Here is a 23,327-nt window from a genome sequence, read left to right on the forward strand (position 1 = left end):
ATATAGACCGCCCAATGGGCGGTTTTTTATTGCCCTTAACGTTCCTTAAGAAAAAGTACCCGACCTATTTTGTATCTTTAAATCGCACAAAAATTGAATTTATGAGCTACGAATCCAATCCTATCCTGGACAAATTGCCCAAGCACCTGAAGCAATTCATAAAACCGCAAAATTATGAAGAGTACACGGCCATTGACCAAGCGGTTTGGCGCTATGTGATGCGCAAAAATGTGGATTACCTGAGCAGAGTGGCCCATAAATCGTATGTGGATGGATTGAAAAAGACGGGAATCTCCATTGACCATATTCCCAATATGTACGGGATGAACCGTATTTTGAAGGAAATCGGTTGGGCCGCCGTGGCGGTAGATGGTTTTATCCCGCCCTCGGCCTTTATGGAATTCCAAGCGTACAACGTGCTTGTCATTGCCTCTGATATCCGCCAGCTTGAAAATATTGAATACACCCCTGCACCGGACATCATACACGAAGGTGCTGGACACGCGCCCATTATCGCCAACCCAGAATATGCGGAATACCTTCGTCGATTTGGGGAAATCGGCTGCAAGGCTATCTCCAGCGCCAAGGATTACGAACTGTACAATGCCGTGCGCCATCTTTCCATCATTAAGGAAGCCAACGGTACGCCGCTGGAAGAAATTGAGGAAGCGGAAAAACATATCGAACACCTGCAGAACAATATGGGCGAACCCAGCGAAATGGCACTCATTCGGAACCTGCATTGGTGGACCGTGGAGTACGGACTTATCGGTACCGTGGAGAACCCAAAAATATATGGTGCCGGACTGCTTTCCTCTATTGGCGAAAGCACCTGGTGCATGACGGACAAGGTGAAAAAACTGCCCTACTCCATTGAAGCGGCCCACACGGAATTCGACATTACCAAACCGCAACCGCAGCTCTTCGTAACACCCGATTTCGCCTTTTTGAGTCAGGTTTTGGAGGATTTTGCCAATACCATGGCGGTACGCACAGGCGGACTTTCTGGTGTTAAAAAACTGATAGGCTCCCAAGCCTTGGGCACTATCGAACTGAGCACAGGGCTTCAGATTTCTGGGATTTTTGAAAATGTAATCGAGAACGACGGAAAACCCATTTACATCCAAACCACAGGCGGTACGGCCTTGGCCTATCGCGAAAAAGAATTGGTAGGGCACAGTATTGCCCACCACAAGGACGGTTTTGGTTCTCCTATCGGAAAATTAAGAGGCATTAATATTGCCATTGAGGATATGGGACCACGGGACCTTAAAGCCTATAAAATTTATGAAGGCGAAGCCATCGCCTTGGAGTTTGAAGGCGGCATCAAAGTAGAAGGAACCATTGTAACGGGCACCCGAAACCTCATGGGGAAAATCATTCTCATCACTTTTGAAAACTGCACCGTTACCCATAACGACAAGGTATTGTTCCAGCCCGAATGGGGATTGTATCATATGGCAGTTGGACAACACATTGTTTCAGCCTACAATGGCCCTGCTGACCTCAACAGTTTTGACCTCATCACGCACCAGATTACCGAAAGCACCATCAAATCCAAAAAAGATGAGAAAAGAAAGGAACTGGAGCGATTCTACGAGCAGATCAGACATTTTAGGGAAGGAAAAAACACGACGATTTCCCGAAACAAGGTCTTCCAAGCGCTTAAAAAAGACCATCCCAAAGATTGGTTGTTGCCCGTAGAATTGTACGAACTCGCCAAGCAGGATAATAACCAGGAATTTCAGCAAGAAATCTTGGAACACTTGGAGCAAATCAAACGCGACAATCCCAAAGTAGGCCATTTAATAGATGACGGCCTGCAATTGGTGGATACCGCCTTGGTAAGTTAAACTGGCAGTCAATCAGCGGCAATTAATCGAGAAACACTTTGAGCTGCTCCGTGTCTTCCACGGGTTTATTGTCATACACCAAAGTCCAACCCATGGTATTTGTAAGCACCAGAATACGAGAAAGTTCGCTCACCAATCGGTTTTCGGCATTGGACAGCAACGAAGATGCTTCGATTTTTTTCATCAAGGAGGCATTCACATTCCGTTTGATGGCATTGTAATCCCCTGCATTGAACGGGTTTAGGTAATCGGCAGTGACATCGTAATACTCAAAGTCGGGACTGATCTTGACTTCTGGGTCGGGAATACGAATGATCCTGAGCAGTTTTTGTTCCTCGTCCACTTCATATTCAATTTGCGACATATCGTAGGCGATGGACACATCAGCATTCACCACCACCAAGGCTTTTTTATGGGCAGTGATCAACGGACCGAACAGTTCTTTAGAATCTTTATAATTGTACACCTCGGCAAAATGGCCTTCCGTAACCACCAATTTGGATACATTGCGCAACTCCTGCTGAATGAGCATGGAGTTTTCTTCGAGTATACTTTTTTGTTCACGGTCGTCGGTGCACGATTTATAAATCAAAACCGAAGCCAACGCAATGACCGCACCCATCAATATTTTCTTCATTTATTCAAATTTCATGAACGGATACCTTTCTTGAAGATACGTAATTTTCGTGCGGAGCGATGTTTTGAACTTTTGATGCGCCTTGGAATCTGGATTAAAAGGTCGGTGCAACAATCCCTTTTGAACCGACTCTACCTCATCCATTACCGAATAGGCGCTTTCGGAAATCCAAACCAATTTAAATTTTTCCCAGATGTAGTCCACTGCCAGTGGGTTGGGGTGTACCATGTCGGTTCCATAAAAACGGTAGTCACGGAGTTCGTCCATCACAATCTCATAAGCTGGAAAATAGGCAATCTCTCTCGACTGCGCTCGAGATGACAAAATAGTGTGCAAAGCAGTAATCAAGTGCGCTTTGCTCCGTTGGTTTTCCACAAAGCCGTCCTTTAGATGACGAACGGGCGAAATAGTGAAGATAATCTGTGCCTTTGGATTTACATTTTGAATCAAGCTTACTATGTTTTGAAGGCTAGCTTCAATTTCGGCTACGCTCAATAGTTTTTTTATGAATGCCCTCTGAGGTACTTTGTGGCAGTTGGCCACCACCTTTCCTGAAGCCTGATGCTCGTACACCCAAGCCGTTCCCAGTGTGATGATGATATGGGAAGAGGTTTCCAGGCTTATTCTGGTTTCTTCCAACCTTTGGTTGAGCAAATGCAATAGTTCCTCCGAAGATGATGAACGTAAATCGGAATGGGCATCAAAACAACGCCAGACTCCGTCTTGTTCAAAAACCTCGTCTTGCTGATATTTTTTTCTGGCGATAGCTCTTTGCATCAAATTTGCAATGGCCAAGGGCTGGAACAATATCCCAAAGGGATTCTGTTGTTGCTGAAACTTAAAATACGCTAGTTTGGCTCCTATATTTTCTACAAAACAAGACCCGAACAGTACCACCTTACTTTGATAATCAATGGGATTATCGCTTTGGGCAAAGGGTATTTGGGTTTGTAGTTCCATTTGATTTGCAAAAAAATGTCAATTCGAGCGCAGTCGAGAACAACGCTGCACCACATCTCGACTGCGCTCGATGTGACAAAGGAATTTTCGGAAAACTATTTTAGATACCCCTTCACCTTATCCAACGCTTCTGGAATCCCAGCAGGGTTTTTACCTCCGGCAGTGGCAAAGAACGGCTGTCCTCCGCCTCCCCCTTGGATGTACTTTCCAAGTTCACGAACAATGGTTCCGGCATTCAAATCCGTTTCGGAAACCACATTCTTGGAAATATAACAGGATAGCACGGCTTTCCCGTCATTTTCCGAGGCCAGCAACAGGAATAACTTATCCACTTGACCACCCATTTCGAAGGCCAAATCCTTGATGCCACCTGCATCCAAGTCCACTTTTTTGGCCAAAAACTGGATTCCGTTGACCTCTTCCAACTCGGATATCAACTCGTTTTTCAATCCTTTGGCCTTATCTTTCAATAACTGCTCCACCTGCTTTTTAAGGGCAGCATTCTCTTCTTGCAGACTAGCCACCGATTTTACTGGATCTTGGGAGTTTTTCAACATATCCTTGATCTCGAAGAGCATTCTATTGTTGTTGAAGTAAAATTCCTTGACCGCATCGGAAGTAATCGCTTCAATTCTTCGAATCCCGGCAGCGACAGCCCCTTCGGAGACAATCTTAAAATGCCAGATATCCGCCGTATTTTCAACATGGGTACCCCCGCAGAGCTCAATGGATTGTCCAAAACGGATGGTACGCACGGTATCGCCATATTTTTCACCAAACAGTGCCATCGCTCCTTCCTCCATTGCCTGCTTCATGGGTACATTTCGGTGTTCTTCCAAAGGAAGCTGCCCATCGATTCGGGCATTGACAAAGTTTTCCACCTCGCGGAGTTCTTCTACAGTAAGTTTGGAGAAGTGGGAGAAATCGAACCGCAGGTATTTGGAATGTACTGCTGAACCTTTCTGTTCCACATGGTTGCCCAATACCTCGCGTAGCGCCTGATGCAGTAAATGCGTAGCTGTATGGTTGCTTGCCGTTCTGTAACGCTGCTTTTTGTCCACCACTGCCTTAAAAGTTCCCGAAACTTCCTTGGGCAGCGATTTGGCAAAATGAACAATCTCGTTGTTTTCACGTTTGGTGTCCACAATATAGGTAACATCGCCATTGGACGCTTCCAAATAACCCTTGTCCCCTACCTGTCCACCACCCTCGGCATAAAAGGGGGTCAGATTGAAGACCAGTTGGTATTGGTCACCCTCTTTTTTACTAGTGACCTTTCGGTATTTCACCAGCTTAACCTGTGCTTCCAAACTATCGTATCCGATAAATTCCTGTTCGGTATCGGTCAGTAAAACGTTCCAATCATCCTTGGACACTTCGGATGCTGCTCTGGAACGGTCCTTTTGCGCTTTCAACGCTTTTTCAAAACCTTCCACATCCAATTGATAGCCTTTTTCCTCCAGAATAAGGGCGGTCAAATCTATCGGGAATCCGAACGTATCATAAAGCTCAAAAGCCTTATCGCCCGCTATGGTTTTATCTTTTGATGATTTGATGACAGAATCCAACAATACCAGCCCTTGTTCCAAGGTACTCAAGAAGGAGCTTTCCTCTTCTTTGATGACGTTCTCTATCAATTGATGCTGCTCTTTCAACTCAGGAAAGGCCTTGCCCATTTGTTCGCTTAGCACTTTCACTAAACGGTAGATAAACGGCTTGTTGGTATCCAAGAAAGTGAATCCATAGCGAATGGCACGACGTAAAATTCTTCGGATAACATACCCAGCTCCTGTATTGCTAGGCAATTGTCCATCAGCAATGGAAAAAGCGACGGCCCTAACATGGTCCGAAATCACACGGATGGCAATATCGGTATGCTCATCCGTACCATATTTTTTACCTGTGATGATTTCCACTTCACGAATCAAGGGGGTAAACACATCGGTGTCGTAATTGGATTGCTTGCCTTGGAGCACCATGCATAGGCGCTCAAATCCCATACCCGTATCGATATGCTTTTCAGGAAGTGGCTCCAGACTTCCGTTGGCCTTGCGATTAAACTGCATAAACACCAAGTTCCAGATTTCCACTACTTGGGGATGGTCCTGGTTCACTAGAGAAGCTCCGTCCACTTTCGCTTTTTCTTCTTTGGAGCGAATATCCACGTGGATTTCAGAACAAGGTCCGCAGGGGCCCTGATCGCCCATTTCCCAAAAATTGTCCTTTTTGTTCCCTTTGATGATTCGGTTCTCCGGAACAATGGCCTTCCAAAGGTCGTAAGCCTCTTGATCTAAGGGCAAACCATCTTCTTCGCTGCCTTCAAACACAGAAACATATAGGCTGTCCTTATCAATATTATAGACCTCGGCGAGCAATTCCCATGCCCACGCTATGGCTTCTTTTTTAAAATAATCCCCAATGCTCCAGTTACCTAACATCTCGAACATGGTGTGGTGGTAGGTATCCTTCCCCACTTCTTCCAAATCGTTGTGCTTTCCGCTCACCCGCAAACACTTTTGGGTATCGGTAAGGCGTTTGTGCTTGGCAACGGAATTCCCCAAAAAGTATTCCTTAAACTGGTTCATGCCGGCATTGGTGAACATCAGGGTAGGATCGTCCTTCATTACCATGGGTGCCGATGGTACAATTTTGTGGTTCTTTTCTTTGAAAAAGTTTAAAAACTGCGCTCTAACTTCTTGGGATGTCATTGAATTCCTAGGGTTTTCTTAAATTTAACAGTTTAAGCAAAACAATTTTTATATTTGTTTGTTCTGATTAAAATGAGTGAGCAAAAATAGGATAAAATCCATTCATGTCTAAAGTTAAGTACTATTACGATCCGGATACGCTTTCGTACCGAAAGATAGAGCCGAAAAAATCCAGAAGGTACAGGAATATTTTCCTGTTTATCTTGGGTTCAGCGCTGTTCGGTTTCCTTGGATTGATCATTTTGCTGAACACCCGATGGGTAAATACGCCCAAAGAACTTTCACTCGAGAGGGAAGTGCGCAACTACGAGCTGCAGTTTGAAATCCTCAACCGGAAAATGGACCAATTGGAACAGGTTTTGGCCAATATCGAAGAACGCGACAACAATATCTACCGATTGTATTTTGAGGCCAACCCCATACCCGAAGAACAGCGAAGAGCTGGTTTTGGTGGTGTTAACCGTTACAAGGACCTTGAAGGTTTCAACAACTCAGAAATTATCATCGATGCCACCAAGCGGCTGGACATCATTCAAAAACAAATGGTGATCCAATCCAAATCCTTGGACGAGATTGCCAAATTGGCCGAAGAAAAAGAAAAGTTATTGGCCTCCATTCCTGCCATTCAACCTGTAAGCAATGAAGATTTGACCCGAATGGCCTCTGGTTATGGGTGGCGTTCCGACCCTTTTACCAAAGCCCGAAAAATGCACTGGGGCATGGACTTTACCGCACCCAGGGGTAGCCCAATCTACGCTACAGGGGATGGCAAAGTGGTACGTGCCGACAATAGATCTTCGGGCTATGGAAAACACGTGCGCATTGACCATGGATATGGATATATTTCACTTTACGGTCACATGAGCAAATACAACGTGACTGTGGGCCAAAAGGTCAAAAGAGGTGACCTTATCGGCTTTGTGGGAAGTACAGGGCGTTCGCAAGCGCCACACGTGCACTACGAAGTGTTCAAGGATGGTGAACGCATCAACCCCATTAACTTCTATTATGGAAGTTTGACGGCCGAAGAATTCGAGAATATGCTCAGATTGGCCAACCAAGAGAACCAATCACTGGATTAATGCACATAGATCTGCCCGAAAAACGATATTATGGCATTGGTGAAGTGGCCAAGGCCTTTGGGGTGAATACCTCCCTCATCCGCTTTTGGGAAAAAGAGTTTGATGTACTCCAGCCCAAAAAGAATGCCAAGGGCAATCGTAAATTCACACCCCAGGATATTCAAAACCTTCAACTGATCTATCATCTGGTGAAGGAACGCGGTTTTACTTTGGAAGGAGCCAAAACACATTTGAAAGAGGAAAAACAAAAGGCCCTTTCCAATTTTGAAGTGATCCAAAAACTACAAAAAGTAAAGGCAGAGCTACTGAAAATCAAAGAACAACTATAAACACTTTAACCAATAGCAAATGAAAAAAGGTATCATTGCCATTATTGTCCTCGGACTTTTGGGCGTAATCATTGTGGGTTGGTACGTACGGACCAACAATAACCTGATCAATATGAAAGGGCAGGCCACCAAACAGTGGGCCAATGTGGAAAGTTCCTATCAACGTAGGAGCGACCTCATCGGGAACTTGGTCAAAACCGTTCAAGGTGCCGCAGATTTTGAACGCGAAACCCTATCGGACGTTATAGAGGCTAGGGCCAAAGCTACTTCTACCAATATTGATGCAAACAACATCACACCAGAGCAGTTGGCCGAATTTCAACAAGCGCAAACAGGTTTGTCCTCTGCCTTGTCCAGATTGTTGGTTACCGTGGAGCGCTACCCCGATTTAAAGGCAAGCCAAAACTTTTTGGAGCTACAATCGCAACTGGAAGGTACCGAGAACAGAATCAATGTGGAGCGTAACCGTTTTAACGATTTGGCGGGAGAATACAATATCCGAATTCAACAAATCCCTACCAATATTGTGGCCAGCATAGCAAATTTTGAATCCATGCCACTATTTAAATCTGATGCCGGTTCGGAAGATGCTCCCGATGTGAACTTTGAATTCAACTAGGCCATGTCGCACGTAGAAGAGTTTTTGACTGCTGAGGAAGAAAGCGATATCGTAAATGCCATCGTTGAAGCTGAAAAGAATACTTCTGGTGAAATCAGGGTACATATTGAGGCGTCCTCCAAGATAGACCATTTCAGCAGGGCACAGCAAGTGTTCCATTTCTTGAAGATGGACAACACCAAAGAAGGGAACGGTGTACTTTTATATGTGGCAGTGGACGATCGAAAATTCGTCATCTATGGCGGTGAAGGTATCGATCGTGTCGTTCCCAAAGGTTTTTGGGACACCACTAAGGACGTCATCGCCTCCCACTTTACAAAAGGAAATTTTAAACAGGGTATCATTGAAGGCATTCTTATGGCCGGCAAGGAATTGCAGGCACATTTTCCGTGGCAGCAAAATGATACCAACGAACTAAACGATGCGATATCCAAAGGGTAGTTTTTTATTATTTTTTTTATGTGTTTCCATAGCTTGGGGGCAATTCACCATACCAGAAAAACCCAAAAAGCAAACCAGTGTTTACGATTACGTGAACCTATTATCTCCATCGCAGAGCAATGCCTTAGAGCAAAAACTGGTGCGCTATTCCGATAGCACCTCCACCCAAATCGTAGTGGCCATTATCAGTACCACCGAGGGAGAGGATATCAATTTTTTGGGCGCACAGTGGGGACAAAAATGGGGCATTGGTCAGGCGGACAAGGACAATGGCGTGTTGGTCCTCTTGGCAAGGGACGACCGAAGGATTGCCATTAACACCGGATATGGTGTGGAGGGCAGCCTTACCGATTTAATGTCCAGGCGCATCATAGAATCCGTTATTATCCCTGAGTTCAAAAGAGGGGATTATTATGCTGGGCTCGACAAAGGCGCCGATGCTATTTTTAAAGTACTTACCGGGGAGTTTACCGAAGACCGCACCTTTGGTGGGGGCAAAAAATTTCCGATTGATGCGCTGTTTCCCTTTATCATTTTTATCATCATCATTATTTTTTGGAGTCGCAAAAACAAGGGCGGCAGAGGTCCAGGTGGTCGTAGGGGCGGCGGACTTGATATTTGGGACATGATCATCCTCAGCAATATGGGTCGCAGTTCTGGCTCTTCCGGTGGATTTGGCAGTGGAGGAGGCTTCGGTGGTGGCGGTGGTTTTGGAGGCGGCTTCGGTGGAGGCGGCTTTGGAGGTGGTGGTGCCTCTGGGGGTTGGTAGGTATTCCCCTCGGATATTTTCTAAAATTTCTTCCTACTTTTTACATTTTACCCTAAAAAAACCTCATCCGTCAATTCAAACAGGGCATTCGTCAATTCCCCAACTCCCGATACTCAATTTTAACTATCTTGCTTTTAGTTATATTTTATCAGTAAACACTATTCCATTACATCATGTCTCGATCCTGCAAATCACTACTTATCGCACTGCTCATTTTGGTAGCAGCCTGTAAAAAAAAGAATGATTCATCCGATACGGATAACCTTTTCAAGTTCAAGGATTACATCAGCTATCACACCAATGGCAATCAGAGTATAGCCACTCCCATCCGAATTGCCTTGGCCCAACCCTTGGAGCAATTTGAGCTTACCCAAGAACTTCCCAAGGAATATCTGGACATTTCACCAAAGGTGGACGGGAACTTGGTGGTCGAGAACGGAAGGGAACTCATTTTCCAACCAGCGGAATACCTAAAACCAAACACAGAATATACCGTCGAACTTAAGTTGCATAAGCTTTTTGAAGGTATTGAAAGTGCCTTTAAAACCTATACCTTCAGTTTTAAGACCATTGCCCCTAATTTTAGAATCAATTTGGGGAACCTGCAATCGTACAGCAAGGATTGGCAATACCTCACCGGGATGTTGGACGCTTCGGATATGCTGGATGCTTCAAAAATAAGCACGGTGCTCACCGTAAAACAGGGAGATAATACCTTGCCCGTCAAATGGGACAACAGCACGGAAAACGCCCAATACTTCAGTTTCAAAATTGACAGTATATCCCGAAAAACAGATGACAGTGAGCTCAACATCAGCTGGAACGGGAAAGCATACGATATTGATAACCAAGGTGCGGAAACTTACCCTATTCCGGGAAAGAACAAATTCGTGATCATTGATGCCAAAACCACTTCTGCTCCCAATGCGGTATTGACTCTAAATTTTTCGGAGCCCTTACAACAGGACCAGAATCTCAACGGTTTGGTCACCGTGGAAAATGCGGAAAGCCTCCGCTACGAAATCAACGGAAATGTATTGAACGTATATCCATCCAATAGAATTTTGGGCGAGGTTCTTGTGAATGTCTTCCAAGGCATCAAGAGCGAATATGGGTTTACCTTAAAAAACGATTTTTCCGAGTTGGTCTCTTTTGAGCAATTAAAACCTGCCGTTCGATTGATTTCAAAAGGAACCATTTTGCCCAATGCAGCCTCAACACCCATTTATTTTGAAACCGTTAATCTATCTGCCGTCGAGGTCCGGGTGATTCAGGTCTACGAGAACAACATGCTCCAATACCTTCAAACCTATAATCTTACCGAAAATTACAATCCCGATTTTAGGCCAGTGGGCCGAAGGGTCGCCTATAAGGTCATTCCATTGACCGAGGAGGGCACCGAAAATTCCAGCTACTGGCAAGCACACGGATTGGATTTATCCGAATTGATACAGATTCACCCCGGGTCGTTGTACCGCGTGGAATTCAGCTTTAAAAAGGAACACACCACCTACGATTGTGGAGCATCTTCGGAAACGGAAGCATCGGTTGCCGACTATTCCTTGGAACAAAGTGCCGAGGAGGCCGATTTGGAAGAACTGTATTGGAACAATCAGATCTACACCTACCGAAACTACGATTACAATTGGGAAGAAAGGGACAATCCGTGCCATTCCGCCTACTACAATTATGACCGCGTAGTAGGGACCAATCTGTTGGGTAGTGATTTGGGTCTCATCGTAAAAAAAGGCAGCAACCGTTCCCATCATTTTGCGGTGACCAATTTGCTCACCACCCAACCCGTTGCCGAGGCCAACATAAAACTGTACAATTACCAACAACAGCTAGTTGGTGAAACCACCACCGATGCCTCCGGACTTTCCGTTTATGATAGCGACAAAAGCATCGCCTTCGCAGTCGCAGAAAAGAACAACAATTTCGCTTACGCCAAACTTTCGGACGGCAATGCCTTATCGCTCAGTAAATTCGACGTGTCCGGGGAACAACTTCAGAAAGGCTTGCAAGGCTATTTGTACACCGAAAGAGGGGTGCATAGACCAGGTGATGTTATCCATTTGACCTTTGTTTTGGACGACAATGCCAATCCCTTGCCCAAAGGGCACCCAGTAACCCTGGAAGTGACGGACGCCCGAGGTAAATTAGTACAGCGCAATGTGCTCAAGGAAGGAAGCATCGCGGTTGATGACGGCTTATTTGCCAAAAAAGAAAGGAATTTCTACTATTTCCCCATTTCCACAGAGACCACAGCACCCACTGGAAACTGGTCGGCCAAAGTCATTGTGGGCGGTGCACAATTCAGTAAGACCCTGAAGGTGGCTACCGTAAAACCCAACCGATTAAAGGTCGATTTCTCCTTTGACGATGAAATTTTGGAGGCCAATGCGTTCAATCGCGGAAAAGCAAGTGTGAAGTGGCTGCACGGTGCTCCTGCCCGCAACCTTAAAATTGACATCAACGCTACCCTAAAGCAAACAGCAAACGCTTTTCCAAAGTTTAGGGATTACACGTTCCAAGACCCTGCAAGAACCTTCAATGAAACCGAACTGCAGTGGATTTCCTCCAATTTAGATGCCAATGGTGAGTTGGACATCAACAAAAAAATAGACATCAACGGGAATGCGCCCGGAATGCTGGAAGCCACTTTTACGACCAAGGTTTTTGAAGGTGGCGGCGATTTTTCAATCGACGTTTTTTCCAAGAACCTTGCACCATTTTCGCATTTTGTTGGCTTGCGCTCCCCAAACGCAAAACAGTATGGTTCTTTTTTAACGGATGACAACAACACTTTTGATGTGGTTTCGGTGGATGCCCAAGGAAATCCAGCAGCCAATCGAAGATTGAAAGTACAAATCTTTAAAATTGAATGGCGCTGGTGGTGGAACCGTGGTTATGACAATTTATCCCGATATGAAAATGCGACCGTCCATCGTCCCTTTATGGAAATGGAGCTCACTACGGGAAGCAACGGAAAGGCCAACTTCAACATTAACGTACCGGATGAAGAAGGAGGTCGTTTCTTGATTCGGGTCATCGATGAAGCTTCCAAGCATGCGACAGGACGCACGGCCTATTTTTATCGCAACTGGTGGAGCAGGCCTGCATCCGCCGATGCGGAGAGTTCCAAAATCCTCATATTCGCTACCGATAAGGAAAAATATACCTTAGGAGAGGAAGCTACGGTAACTTTCCCGTCGGATAAGGGAGGGCGTGCCTTGCTCAGCATCGAAAACGGAACCGAAGTCCTTTCCCAACAATGGATTGAAACATCGGCCAAAGAAACCAAGGCCTCTATTCCGATCACAGCAGAAATGGCGCCCAATGCCTATGTGAACATTTCCCTGTTGCAGCCCCACAGTCAAGTCAAAAACGACCTGCCCATACGTTTGTACGGAGTAGTTCCCCTATTGGTGGAAAACCCGGCGACCCTCTTACAACCTGAAATCAGCATGCCAGAGGTATTGGAACCGGAATCCGCATACAAAGTGACAGTTTCCGAAGCCAATAAAAAGGCAATGACCTACTCATTGGCCGTGGTGGACGAGGGTCTGTTGGACCTGACCCGCTTCACTACCCCCGATATTCACAGTTCGTTCTATGCCAGACAAGCCTTGGGCGTAAAAACCTTTGACATTTTTGATGATGTGATGGGGGCCTACTCCGTGAGTGTGGACAATATCTACGCGATTGGCGGGGGCGGGATGGCCGCCGGAGCAAAAAACCGAAAAGCGCAGCGCTTTAAACCCGTGGTCACTTATTTGGGGCCGTTCAGCTTAAAAGCTGGAGAAAAAGCGTCGCATACGATTGATATGCCGAACTACGTGGGTTCGGTACGAACCATGGTCGTAGCCGGCAATGAACAAAGTGCTTACGGGAATACCGAAAAAACCGCTCCAGTGCGCAAACCTTTGATGGTATTGACATCCATTCCAAGAAAATTGTCTCCTGGCGAAACCGTGACCATTCCAGTTACCGTTTTTGCCATGGAGCCCAAAGTGAAAAACGTAACCGTCAGTATCGATGCCGGAAAAGCCTTGGAACCCATTAGCGGTACCTCCAAGAATATCACCTTCAATGCGGTTGGCGAGCAAATCGTAAATTTTGATTTCAAGGTCAAACCCGCAGCATCCTTTCAAACTATAAAAGTTACGGCTACGGGAGCAGGGGAACGCGCAACCAACGAGACGGAAATCGATGTGGAAAATCCGAACCCCGTCACTACCAAAAGCGAACTGTATACGCTAGAGCCCAATGGTTCACAGCTGATTTCTATGGAGACTTTTGGCACGTCGGGCACCAATGAAGCGTTCATCGAATTCTCAACGCTTCCGCCCATGGATTTTTCCAAACGGATGGATTATCTGCTCCGCTATCCCCACGGATGTGTCGAACAGACCACCTCTGCAGCCTTCCCACAATTATTTTTGGGCGATGTATTGGACATCACTTTCGATAAAAAGAAAGAAGTAGAAAAAAACATAAAAGCCGCTATTAACCGATTGGGCGATTTTCAAACCCCAGACGGCGGATTGAGTTATTGGCCCGGATATGGCAATGCCGATGACTGGGGTACATCATACGCTGGCCACTTTATGTTGGAAGCCAAAAAAGTGGGTTACCAGCTCCCACTGACCTTTTTGAGCAATTGGTTGCGTTACCAAAAATCCGCCGCACGTCAATGGAGCAACCAAAGCACCTACTACAACGACGATGTTTCCCAGGCTTACCGATTGTACACCTTGGCCTTGGCGCAACAGCCTGAATTGGCCGCCATGAACCGTTTACGGGAAACCGCAAACCTCAGCAACGAGGCTAAATGGCGATTGGCCGCAGCCTATGCCTTGGTCGGAAAAAAAGAAGTGGCCCAAGCCATTGCGCAGAAATCCAACATTGATTTTAAACCGAACAATTACAATTACAGAACCTATGGTTCCGTATTCCGAAACCGAGCCATGGCTCTGGAGACCATGGTCATCTTAGGCGACCCGCAACAGCGGGATTTGGCAGTTTCCTTAGCTAAAAATCTATCATCACAACAATGGTACAGTACCCAAGAAACCGCTTTTGCACTATTGGCCCTATCAAAAATGGTGATGCAAAACGGTGGAAAATCGATTGACCTCAGTTTTACCAACAACGGTAAGGAAATCAAGGTGAAAACGGATAGGGCCATAGCCCAAAGAAACATTGCCATCACCTCCTTCAAGGAAGATATCCAAATTAAGAACCATCTGGGCAATACGTTATATGCCACCCTGACCCAGAAAGGCAAGCTTCCCGTTGGTGAGGAATTGGCGCAAGAGGAAAATTTGAGGTTATCGGTCAGCTATGTGGACCCTCTAGGGAATTCCCTGAATGTGGACGAATTACGACAGGGAATGGAGTTTGAGGCCAAAGTGACCATTTTCAATGGTTCGAATGACTACATCGATAATGTGGCCCTCACCCATATCGTGCCCAGTGGATGGGAAATCGTAGATACCTCTTTTGTTAGCGGTACCAACGAAAATGCATCCAAAGCGGATTATGTCGATACACGGGACGATCGGACTAATCTATATTTTGATTTGGATGCCAAAAAATCAAAAACCTTTACCATCAAATTGAACGCATCCTTTTTGGGCACTTATTATTTGCCGGGTGCGCAGGCTGAAGCCATGTATGATGACAACTACCAAGCCCGGAACAAAGGGCAATGGGTGAACATAGTTCAGTAAGGGTTAATGAGTGAGTTTTTGTCGCCAGTAAAAAAGCTTTTCATCGACCATAAGATCAAATTTGGTGTGTTTTTCATCATTTTGGTCTTATGGTTGTTTTGCCTGCCCAAGAATTTGTTCAAAGACCCTACCTCTACCGTGGTGAACAGTTCGGATGGCGCCCTTATCGGGGCGCGCATCGCAGCCGATGGCCAATGGCGGTTTCCTCCCATGGACTCGGTTCCGGAACGTTTTGAGCAGAGTATCCTATTATTTGAGGATGCATATTTTTACCAGCATCCTGGATTCAACCCTTTTTCCATCATCAAGGCCCTTGGCCACAATCTCACCAAAGAAACCCGAAGGGGCGGTAGTACCATCACCCAGCAAGTGATACGTTTGAGCCGAAAAAACCAAAGCCGAACGTACTGGGAAAAACTCATTGAGGTGTTTATGTCCACGCGCTTGGAACTTCGTTACTCCAAAAAAGACATTTTGAAACTGTACGCCTCCCACACGCCCTATGGCGGCAATGTGGTGGGATTGGAGACCGCGGCCTGGCGCTATTTTGGTATTCCCGCCCACGAATTGAGTTGGGGCCAATCCGCTGCCTTGGCGGTTTTGCCCAACGCACCTGCATTGATTTTTCCCGGAAGAAACGAAAAGGCTTTTTTGGACAAGCGAAATCGATTATTGAAAAAACTTCGGGAGAAGGAGGTCATAGACCAAACGACGTATGAGTTGGCCCTTGCCGAACCATTGCCCCAAGAGCCCATGCTTTTGCCTGATATGGCTCCCCACCTGACTGAACGCATTCGAAACGAGCATCCCCGGGAGCGTGTAAACACTTCGGTATTGAGGCCTTTGCAGCAACGGCTGAATCTTTTGGCAGAGCGGCACTATCAGCAATTGAAAAGTAATGAAATACACAACCTGGCCATTTTGGTACTGGATGTAGAAACCCGAAAAGTACTCGGCTATGTGGGAAACTCCCCTTCGGACGAAACACATGCCAATTATGTGGATATCATCACCAAAAAAAGAAGTACAGGAAGTACCTTAAAACCTTTTTTGTTCGCTTCCTTGTTGGATGAAGGACAATTATTGCCCCACACCTTGGTGGAAGATGTGCCTACGGTAATCAATGGATATAATCCACAAAACTTCAACCTTACTTATGCAGGAGCTGTACCGGCCAGCAAGGCACTTTCCCGTTCGTTGAATGTTCCTGCCGTTCGTTTGTTGCGGGAATATGGACTCCAAAAGTTCTACAACAAACTCCATAAAATGAACATGAAATCGTTGGACAGGCCAGCTTCACACTATGGATTATCCCTAATTCTAGGTGGGGCAGAAAGTTCCCTTTGGGAAGTGACCTCCACCTATGCCTCCATGGCTTCCAGTCTGAACTATTTTTTGAACCATTCCAGCACCTATAGAAGTCAGGAATTTAGTGAGGCTACCTATGTTCAGGATGAGATGAAGGATTTTGGAAAAGAGCAATTTGACCCTTTGGTTTTTGGCGCTGGGCCCATTTACAGCACATTTCAGTCCATGTACGAGGTGAACCGGCCCGAAGGTGATGAAAATTGGCAGTTTTTTGATTCTTCCCAACCGATTGCGTGGAAAACCGGGACCAGTTTTGGTTTTAAGGATGCCTGGGCCGTTGGGGTTACGCCACGATATGCGATAGGAGTCTGGGCAGGCAATGCCGATGGTGAGGGCAGACCCGGACTTACGGGGATTACTGCTGCTGCCCCGCTACTGTTTGATGTATTGGATGCCCTGCCTCAGAGCGGTTGGTTCCAAGAGCCTTTTGACGACCTTGTGGAGCTGGACGTATGTGAGCAGAGTGGATTTCGGGCCTCGGTGTACTGTGATGACTTCAAAAAGGAATGGGTACCCACCCACGGAACGCGAAGCGGTCCCTGCCCCTATCATCAGCAAGTGTTTTTGGATGCCTCCGAACGGTTTAGGGTGAACTCGGAATGTTATCCATTGGAAGATATGGTGGCCAAAAATTGGCTAGTGCTCCCACCCATTTTGGAATACTATTATGCTGCCTCCAACCCCAACTACAAAACCTTGCCGCCTTATTTGGAGGGTTGCGCTACTTTGGAAAACCATTTGATGGAATTCATCTATCCCAAGAAAAATGAAGCTGTGCTGATCCCAAAGGATTTGGGCGAGAAAAACAGGGAAGTCATCCTAAAACTGGCCCATCAACAATCCAATACCATCATTTATTGGTATTTGGATGAGAGGTTTTTGGGTAAAACGGAAAATTTCCATGAGCTCATTTTGGACATTGCACCAGGCATCTATACCCTGACTGCCGTGGACGGTCAAGGAAACCGGATACAACAACAAGTGGACGTGCGGTATGCTTCGGGCGAATAATTACTTCTTCCGCATAAAAATCGTAATCGGAACTCCGGTAAAATCAAATTGCTGTCTGATCTTGTTTTCCAAAAACCGCTTGTAGGGGTCCTTTACGTATTGTGGCAAATTACAGAAAAACGCAAATTGTGGATATGGAGTCGGTAGCTGCGTACAGAACTTAATTTTTACATACTTCCCTTTGGTGGCCGGTGGTGGCGTTTTTTCAATAATGGGAAGCATAATATCGTTCAACTTGCGGGTCGGTATTTTTTTGGAACGGTTTTTATACACTTCCACCGCAGTTTCGATGGCTTTGTAGATGCGCTGCTTGTTCAATACCGAAATGAACAGGATGGGTACATCTTCAAAAGGAGAAATCACCTCGTGTATCGCTTTGGTATATTCCTTTACGGAGTTGGTCTCTTTTTCCACCAAATCCCATTTGTTCACCAAAATCACGATTCCCTTATTGTTGCGCTGCGCCAACCAAAAAATATTTTGCACTTGTCCGTCGAAACCTCGGGTAGCATCCATCATCAAGATACAGACATCGCAATATTCTATGGCCCTTACGGAACGCATCACCGAATAAAACTCCAGATCTTCCTTGACTTTGGACTTTCTTCGGATACCTGCAGTGTCCACCAAATTGAATTCAAACCCAAAACGATTGTATTTGGTATCGATACTATCCCGTGTTGTCCCAGCAATATCGGTCACAATGTACCTTTCCTCGCCTATCAAGGCATTGATAAAGGATGATTTTCCTGCATTTGGACGTCCCACCACGGCAAAGCGTGGCAGTTCACTTTCTTCTTCCTTTTCGTCGGGCAACACCTCCACAAGGGCGTCCAACAGTTCGCCCGTCCCGCTCCCGTTGATACTGGAGATGGTGTAATACTCACCCAAGCCCAAAGCGTAAAACTCCACCGCATCGGCCATCCGCTGTGTATTATCCACTTTGTTAACGGCCAAAAAGGTGGGCTTATCTACTCGGCGCAGCAATTTGGCAACGTCTTCATCCATCCCGGTTACCCCAGATTCCACATCCACCATAAAAATGATGGCATCGGCCTCATCAATGGCCAATTCCACTTGTTTGTCGATTTCCTTTTCGAAAACATCGTCGCTACCCAATACGTAACCACCGGTATCGATCAACGAAAACTCCTTGCCGTTCCAGTCACTTTTACCGTAATGACGGTCCCGCGTAACGCCGCTTACGGCATCCACAATCGCCTCACGGCGTTGAATGAGTCGGTTAAAAAAAGTGGACTTCCCAACATTGGGTCTTCCTACAATGGCTACGATAGCTCCCATTAGGTTTAATTTTTGGCAAAAATACCATTTATTATGAAGAAAAAATGATACCTTTTTTCATCATTTTCAAATGATTATGAGCGACCTGACCAATGAGCTGGTTTTACGGCCCCGTTTTCGCATCTCCCTAAGGGCCAATTTAAAGGATGTGGAAGCCGTTTTTGATACGCCTTCGGCCCGTCCGTTTTTGATCAAAAGACTGGACGAGCATATTTTTGTGAAGTTCAAAAAGGCAGAAACGACCTTTTGGACACCCCAACTTCATTTGGAACTTTCTTCGTTTGAGGAGGGCGTGAGCAACATACGAGGTGTTTTTGGACCCAATCCCACCCTGTGGACCTTTTTTATGTTCCTGCATTTTGGTGTGGGAACCATTTTTATCATTCTGGGCATATTCGCTTATTCCAACTACTCCTTAGGCAAGGATATCACGCTCTTTTTGGTGGGCATGTTCCTTCTAGTGGTGATTTGGTTCGCGCTTTATGCATTTGGTCGCTTGGGAAAATCAAAAGGAAAAGGTCAAATGGAGCAGTTGAAGCAGTTTGTCCGGGAAACGATTGCTCCTTTTGAGCGTGTTGCGGACGAATCCTAGCCATTGTATCCGAAACGCCTGAGCTGTTGGGAGTTACTGCGCCAGTTTTTGTTCACTTTCACGTAGAGTTCGATATGGACCTGTTTTGCAAAGAACTTTTCTAGATCTTTACGAGCTTCCACTCCCACTTTTTTAATGGCTGCGCCCTTGTGCCCAATAATGATTCCTTTCTGGGTGTCGCGCTCTACCATAATCACGGAACGGATTCGGATGATATCTTCATCTTCCAAAAACTCCTCGGTCTCCACTTCAACCGAATACGGGATTTCCTTTTTGTAGTGGAGCAAGATTTTTTCACGGATGGTCTCATTCACGAAAAAGCGCTCTGGCTTATCCGTAATTTGGTCCTTGGGGTAGTAGGGCGGTGCTTCGGGCAATAGTTCCAAAATGCGGTTGAAGACTTCGGTGACATTAAAGTTTTCCAAAGCGGAAATCGGATGGATCTCTGCATTGGGCAACTGCTCTTGCCAATATTGCATTTGCTCTTCCAGTGTCTGCTGGTCGGATTTGTCAATTTTATTGAGGAGCAACAGCACAGGAATTTTGCTGTTCTGTAGTTTTTTGAAGAAGGATTCGTCCTTCAATGCCTTCTCTCCAATTTCCACCATATACAGCAGCACATCGGCATCCTCAAAGGCGGACTTGACAAAATCCATCATAGAACTTTGCAGTTCGTAGGCGGGTTTGATGATTCCAGGGGTGTCGGACAATATCAACTGAAAATCATCGCCGTTCACAATGCCCAATATACGGTGCCTTGTGGTCTGTGCCTTAGAGGTAATAATGGATAACTTTTCGCCCACGAAGGCGTTCATCAAGGTAGATTTACCCACATTGGGATTCCCGATAATATTTACAAATCCTGCTTTATGCGCCACGTTTCTTTCTTTTTTCAAAATATTGTTTGGATGCTGTGTTCACCTTTGGTGAAAGGTACAACACAGCGATCATATTGGGAATCACCATCAATGCATAAGAGAGGTCTATCAAATTTTTGACCAGTTTTAAGGATGCAATTGCGGCAAAAACAATCATTACTACAAAAAACACATTGTACCATTTTCCGATTTTGGCGTTGGTCAAAAATGACAAACTCTTCACGCCATAATAGGAATAGGTGAACAAGGTAGACAATGCAAATGCGGCCACAATCACCATCAAAAGTACGTCTCCCATACCGTAAAGTGTGGTTTCAAAAGCGGACATCGTCATCACGATACCGCTACCTTCTTCCAAATAGGCACCGCTCAAAATGATGACCACCGCGGTAAAGGTACATACTAAAATGGTATCGATAAATGGGCCGAGCATTGCCACAAGACCTTCCTTGGCAGGTTCGTCGTTACGGGATTGCCCGTGGTACATGGGTGCACTACCCAGTCCGGCCTCATTGGAAAACATGGCCCTGCGGACCCCAACGATGACCAAGCCCCAGAATCCGCCCGTGACCGCGGTATCGAAGTTCCACGCTTCTACCAAAATCATTTTTAACGCTGGAAAGACTTCGTCCGCATGGCTTGCCATTACAAAAATGACCGCCAAGAGGTAAACCCCCACCATAAAAGGCACTATGGCCGATGCTACCTTGGCTATTTTAGTAAGTCCACCAAAGATCACGATAGAAGTTACAATGGCCAAAAAGAACCCTATCCCCAGCTTCCAGTTGTATTCACTGGTGGCAAAAAGAGTTTCGTGCGGCTGCACCACACCCATAAATGCTTCGGTAAATTGGTTGGCGGTAAATACGCCCAGAAAGCCAAAAAGTCCACAAATACTGAAAAAAATGGCCATGGGCTTTGCCCATTTCCCCATGCCTTGGGTGATGTAAAACATGGGCCCACCTTGCATATGTCCCTCCGAATCGGTGCCACGGTACATGATGGCCAAACTTCCCGAATAAAATTTGATGCCCATACCCAAGAGCGCGGTCATCCAAATCCAGAAAACTACCCCAGGACCACCATCGTGGATGGCAATGGCCACCCCCGAGATATTTCCCAATCCGACCGTCGCGGCGACTGCTGCGGACAAGGCCTGAAATGAACTGACATCCCCTTTGGCATTTTTGTCGTCATATTTTCCAGAAACAACGGCAATGGCATGTCCAAAATAGCGAAAGGGTGCAAATCTGGAATAGAATGCCAAAAACAGCCCACCCCCAATAAGTAAAATGAACATGGGCCACTCGGTGTAGGGCAAAAGAGAGGATATAAAATCGTTGATTGCGTCCATAAGGGTAAAAACGTCGAATTTATGGATTTTGGATGGGATAGATGTTAAGGAAAATGGAATATTGAATTTAAGTTTGGAAATGACAGGAAAAGCGTTGTATATTTGCCGTCCATATCGCGGGGTAGAGCAGTACCCTTCGACTGCGCTCAGGGCAAGGCACCTACACCAACTGAGCATTTTTATTGAAAAAAGACGTTTCCAACAGAAACAAAAAAGATATATCGCGGGGTAGAGCAGTAGGTAGCTCGTCGGGCTCATAACCCGAAGGTCGCTGGTTCGAGTCCAGTCCCCGCTACTAGAAAGCTCCTTGAAACTTCAAGGAGCTTTTTTATTTTGAATACAAAGTATTCATATTTTTGGTTCGATATGAAATCCTAATAGATTTCGAATAGCTTTACCTATCCAGTGTCATCCTAAGCTATTACCTTTGCCCCTTAAGAAAATACGCTTGGAGAACACTTCACAATCCACCAACAAAAAAGCCCTGCTATCTCTTGCTATTGGAGGCTTTGGCATAGGCCTTACCGAGTTCGTTATTATGGGGATTCTACCCAATATTGCCGATTCCTTGGAAATTTCCATTCCCAAAGCGGGACATTTTATTGCTATCTATGCCCTTGGGGTCGTGATTGGAGGACCGTTCATGGCTCGGATTACCACCCACTTAAATCCCAAAAAGACATTGTTGTTCTTAATGTTATGGTTCACGGTCTTCAATACCTTATCGGCCTTTTCGGGCAACTATTGGGTGATGATGTTGTTCCGTTTTTTATCAGGAATGCCCCACGGGGCCTTTTTTGGTATTGGTGCCGTGGTATCGGGTTATTTGGCAAGGCCAGGAAAGGCGGCTCAAGCCATGGCCGTTATGTTCTCGGGGTTGACGGTCGCCAATATATTAGGGGTGCCACTTGGTACCTACATCGGCCAAGAAATCCATTGGAGCTATTCCTTTGTGCTGGTAGGGTTTGCGGGAATTGCCACCTTATCCAGTCTGTATTTTTGGATGCCCAAGGAGAATCTGGAGGGCATTGATGAAACTGAAGGTGCAAATCCCTCTCCGGGGTTGAAAAACAAAAAGCTATGGGCCCTCATCGCGTTGACCACCATTGGATCGGGAGGTTTCTTCGCATGGTACAGCTACATTGCCCCATTGGTTATTTCGGTAACCACATTGCCTGAATCGTATGTAGGTTACGTGATGATCGTGGCTGGCTGCGGTATGTTCCTAGGCAATTTTTTGGGCGCACGCATGGTAGAAATCTTTAATCCGGTCAAGTCGGTGGTGATCAGTATGCTTTCCATGACGACCATCCTTATTTTGAACTCCATTTTGGCGGAATATACCATTGCTGTATTTGTGCTGAGCTTTATTGTTGGCGTGATTACCTTTTCGATAACCGCTCCCATTCAAATTGCCATTATTAGAGCGGCCAAAGGTGCCGAAAAATTGGGGTCTTCCATGAACCAAAGTGCCTTTAATATGGGCAATGCTTCTGGGGCCTATTTTGGAGGTTTGCCCATGGTATTTGGCTTGGGCGTGAACTACTCCAGTGTGGTCGGCGGATGTTTGGCTTTCATTGGAGCCTGCATTGGTATCTCGATACTCTATGCGCAAAAAAGAAAAGGATAGGTGTCATTTACATCCTTATCCAGCTTTTGTTTAGTAGATTTACCATGATTAAACGCGTT

Annotated in this window: 16 protein-coding genes and 1 tRNA gene; 11 read left to right on the plus strand and 6 right to left on the minus strand. The window is 45.9% G+C overall.

Going from position 1 to position 23,327, the window contains the following annotated elements; all coding sequences use genetic code 11:
- Positions 1 to 101: 101 nt before the first annotated feature.
- Positions 102 to 1,853, plus strand: a complete 1,752-nt coding sequence (locus EO130_RS00235; protein ID WP_127139534.1) for an aromatic amino acid hydroxylase — start codon at positions 102 to 104, stop codon at positions 1,851 to 1,853.
- 22 nt (positions 1,854 to 1,875) lie between these two features.
- Here EO130_RS00235 and EO130_RS00240 read toward each other — a convergent pair whose 3' ends face one another.
- The 3 genes from EO130_RS00240 to alaS form a co-directional block, all read right to left on the minus strand.
- Positions 1,876 to 2,490, minus strand: coding sequence for a DUF4230 domain-containing protein (locus tag EO130_RS00240; RefSeq protein WP_127139535.1), 615 nt, complete (start codon positions 2,488 to 2,490; stop codon positions 1,876 to 1,878).
- Positions 2,491 to 3,450 carry a GSCFA domain-containing protein gene (locus tag EO130_RS00245; RefSeq protein WP_127139536.1) on the minus strand — a complete coding sequence of 320 codons (960 nt, stop codon included), beginning with the start codon at positions 3,448 to 3,450 and terminating at the stop codon, positions 2,491 to 2,493.
- Positions 3,451 to 3,545: 95 nt separating this feature from the next.
- A complete protein-coding gene (alaS, locus tag EO130_RS00250) occupies positions 3,546 to 6,158 on the minus strand; it encodes an alanine--tRNA ligase (RefSeq protein ID WP_127139537.1) in 2,613 nt (870 codons plus the stop codon).
- A 104-nt stretch (positions 6,159 to 6,262) separates the two neighbouring features.
- On the opposite strand from alaS, the gene EO130_RS00255 reads away from it, so the two are divergent.
- The 7 genes from EO130_RS00255 (at position 6,263) to pbpC (ending at position 17,512) form a co-directional block, all read left to right on the plus strand.
- The gene (locus EO130_RS00255) at positions 6,263 to 7,240 is read left to right on the plus strand and encodes a M23 family metallopeptidase (RefSeq protein ID WP_127139538.1); all 978 of its coding nucleotides are present in this window, start codon (positions 6,263 to 6,265) and stop codon (positions 7,238 to 7,240) included.
- Positions 7,240 to 7,569 carry a MerR family transcriptional regulator gene (locus EO130_RS00260; protein ID WP_127139539.1) on the plus strand — a complete coding sequence of 110 codons (330 nt, stop codon included), beginning with the start codon at positions 7,240 to 7,242 and terminating at the stop codon, positions 7,567 to 7,569. The genes EO130_RS00255 and EO130_RS00260 overlap by 1 nt, the downstream gene beginning before the upstream one ends.
- 19 nt (positions 7,570 to 7,588) lie before the next feature.
- Positions 7,589 to 8,188, plus strand: coding sequence for a LemA family protein (locus EO130_RS00265; protein WP_127139540.1), 600 nt, complete (start codon positions 7,589 to 7,591; stop codon positions 8,186 to 8,188).
- 3 nt (positions 8,189 to 8,191) lie between these two features.
- Positions 8,192 to 8,629 (plus strand): TPM domain-containing protein, encoded by a 438-nt coding sequence (locus EO130_RS00270; RefSeq protein WP_127139541.1) that lies wholly within the window; start codon positions 8,192 to 8,194, stop codon positions 8,627 to 8,629.
- Positions 8,610 to 9,398 carry a TPM domain-containing protein gene (locus EO130_RS00275; RefSeq protein ID WP_127139542.1) on the plus strand — a complete coding sequence of 263 codons (789 nt, stop codon included), beginning with the start codon at positions 8,610 to 8,612 and terminating at the stop codon, positions 9,396 to 9,398. Before EO130_RS00270 ends, EO130_RS00275 begins: the two co-directional genes overlap by 20 nt.
- 173 nt (positions 9,399 to 9,571) lie before the next feature.
- Positions 9,572 to 15,133, plus strand: coding sequence for an alpha-2-macroglobulin family protein (locus EO130_RS00280; RefSeq protein WP_127139543.1), 5,562 nt, complete (start codon positions 9,572 to 9,574; stop codon positions 15,131 to 15,133).
- 6 nt (positions 15,134 to 15,139) lie between these two features.
- Positions 15,140 to 17,512, plus strand: coding sequence for a penicillin-binding protein 1C (gene pbpC, locus EO130_RS00285; protein WP_127139544.1), 2,373 nt, complete (start codon positions 15,140 to 15,142; stop codon positions 17,510 to 17,512).
- Here the strand turns inward: pbpC and der are convergent, their stop codons facing one another.
- Entirely contained in the window at positions 17,513 to 18,814 is a 1,302-nt protein-coding gene (der, locus tag EO130_RS00290; protein ID WP_127139545.1) for a ribosome biogenesis GTPase Der, read from the minus strand.
- Between the two features lie 76 nt (positions 18,815 to 18,890).
- On the opposite strand from der, the gene EO130_RS00295 reads away from it, so the two are divergent.
- Complete coding sequence (locus tag EO130_RS00295) at positions 18,891 to 19,406, plus strand: GTP-binding protein (RefSeq protein WP_127139546.1); 516 nt, start codon at positions 18,891 to 18,893, stop codon at positions 19,404 to 19,406.
- Here EO130_RS00295 and era read toward each other — a convergent pair.
- Complete coding sequence (era, locus tag EO130_RS00300) at positions 19,403 to 20,284, minus strand: GTPase Era (protein WP_127139688.1); 882 nt, start codon at positions 20,282 to 20,284, stop codon at positions 19,403 to 19,405. The genes EO130_RS00295 and era overlap by 4 nt on opposite strands.
- Positions 20,274 to 21,638, minus strand: a complete 1,365-nt coding sequence (locus tag EO130_RS00305) for an alanine/glycine:cation symporter family protein (RefSeq protein ID WP_127139547.1) — start codon at positions 21,636 to 21,638, stop codon at positions 20,274 to 20,276. Before EO130_RS00305 ends, era begins: the two co-directional genes overlap by 11 nt.
- Positions 21,639 to 21,860: 222 nt before the next feature.
- On the opposite strand from EO130_RS00305, the gene EO130_RS00310 reads away from it, so the two are divergent.
- Both EO130_RS00310 and EO130_RS00315 read left to right on the plus strand, forming a co-directional pair.
- A tRNA-Met gene (locus tag EO130_RS00310) sits at positions 21,861 to 21,933 on the plus strand.
- 132 nt (positions 21,934 to 22,065) lie between these two features.
- The gene (locus EO130_RS00315; RefSeq protein WP_241244273.1) at positions 22,066 to 23,268 is read left to right on the plus strand and encodes an MFS transporter; all 1,203 of its coding nucleotides are present in this window, start codon (positions 22,066 to 22,068) and stop codon (positions 23,266 to 23,268) included.
- Positions 23,269 to 23,327: the final 59 nt, after the last annotated feature.

The sequence above is a fragment of the Flagellimonas marinaquae genome (assembly GCF_003992675.1).
In the GTDB taxonomy this organism is placed as follows: domain Bacteria; phylum Bacteroidota; class Bacteroidia; order Flavobacteriales; family Flavobacteriaceae; genus Flagellimonas; species Flagellimonas marinaquae.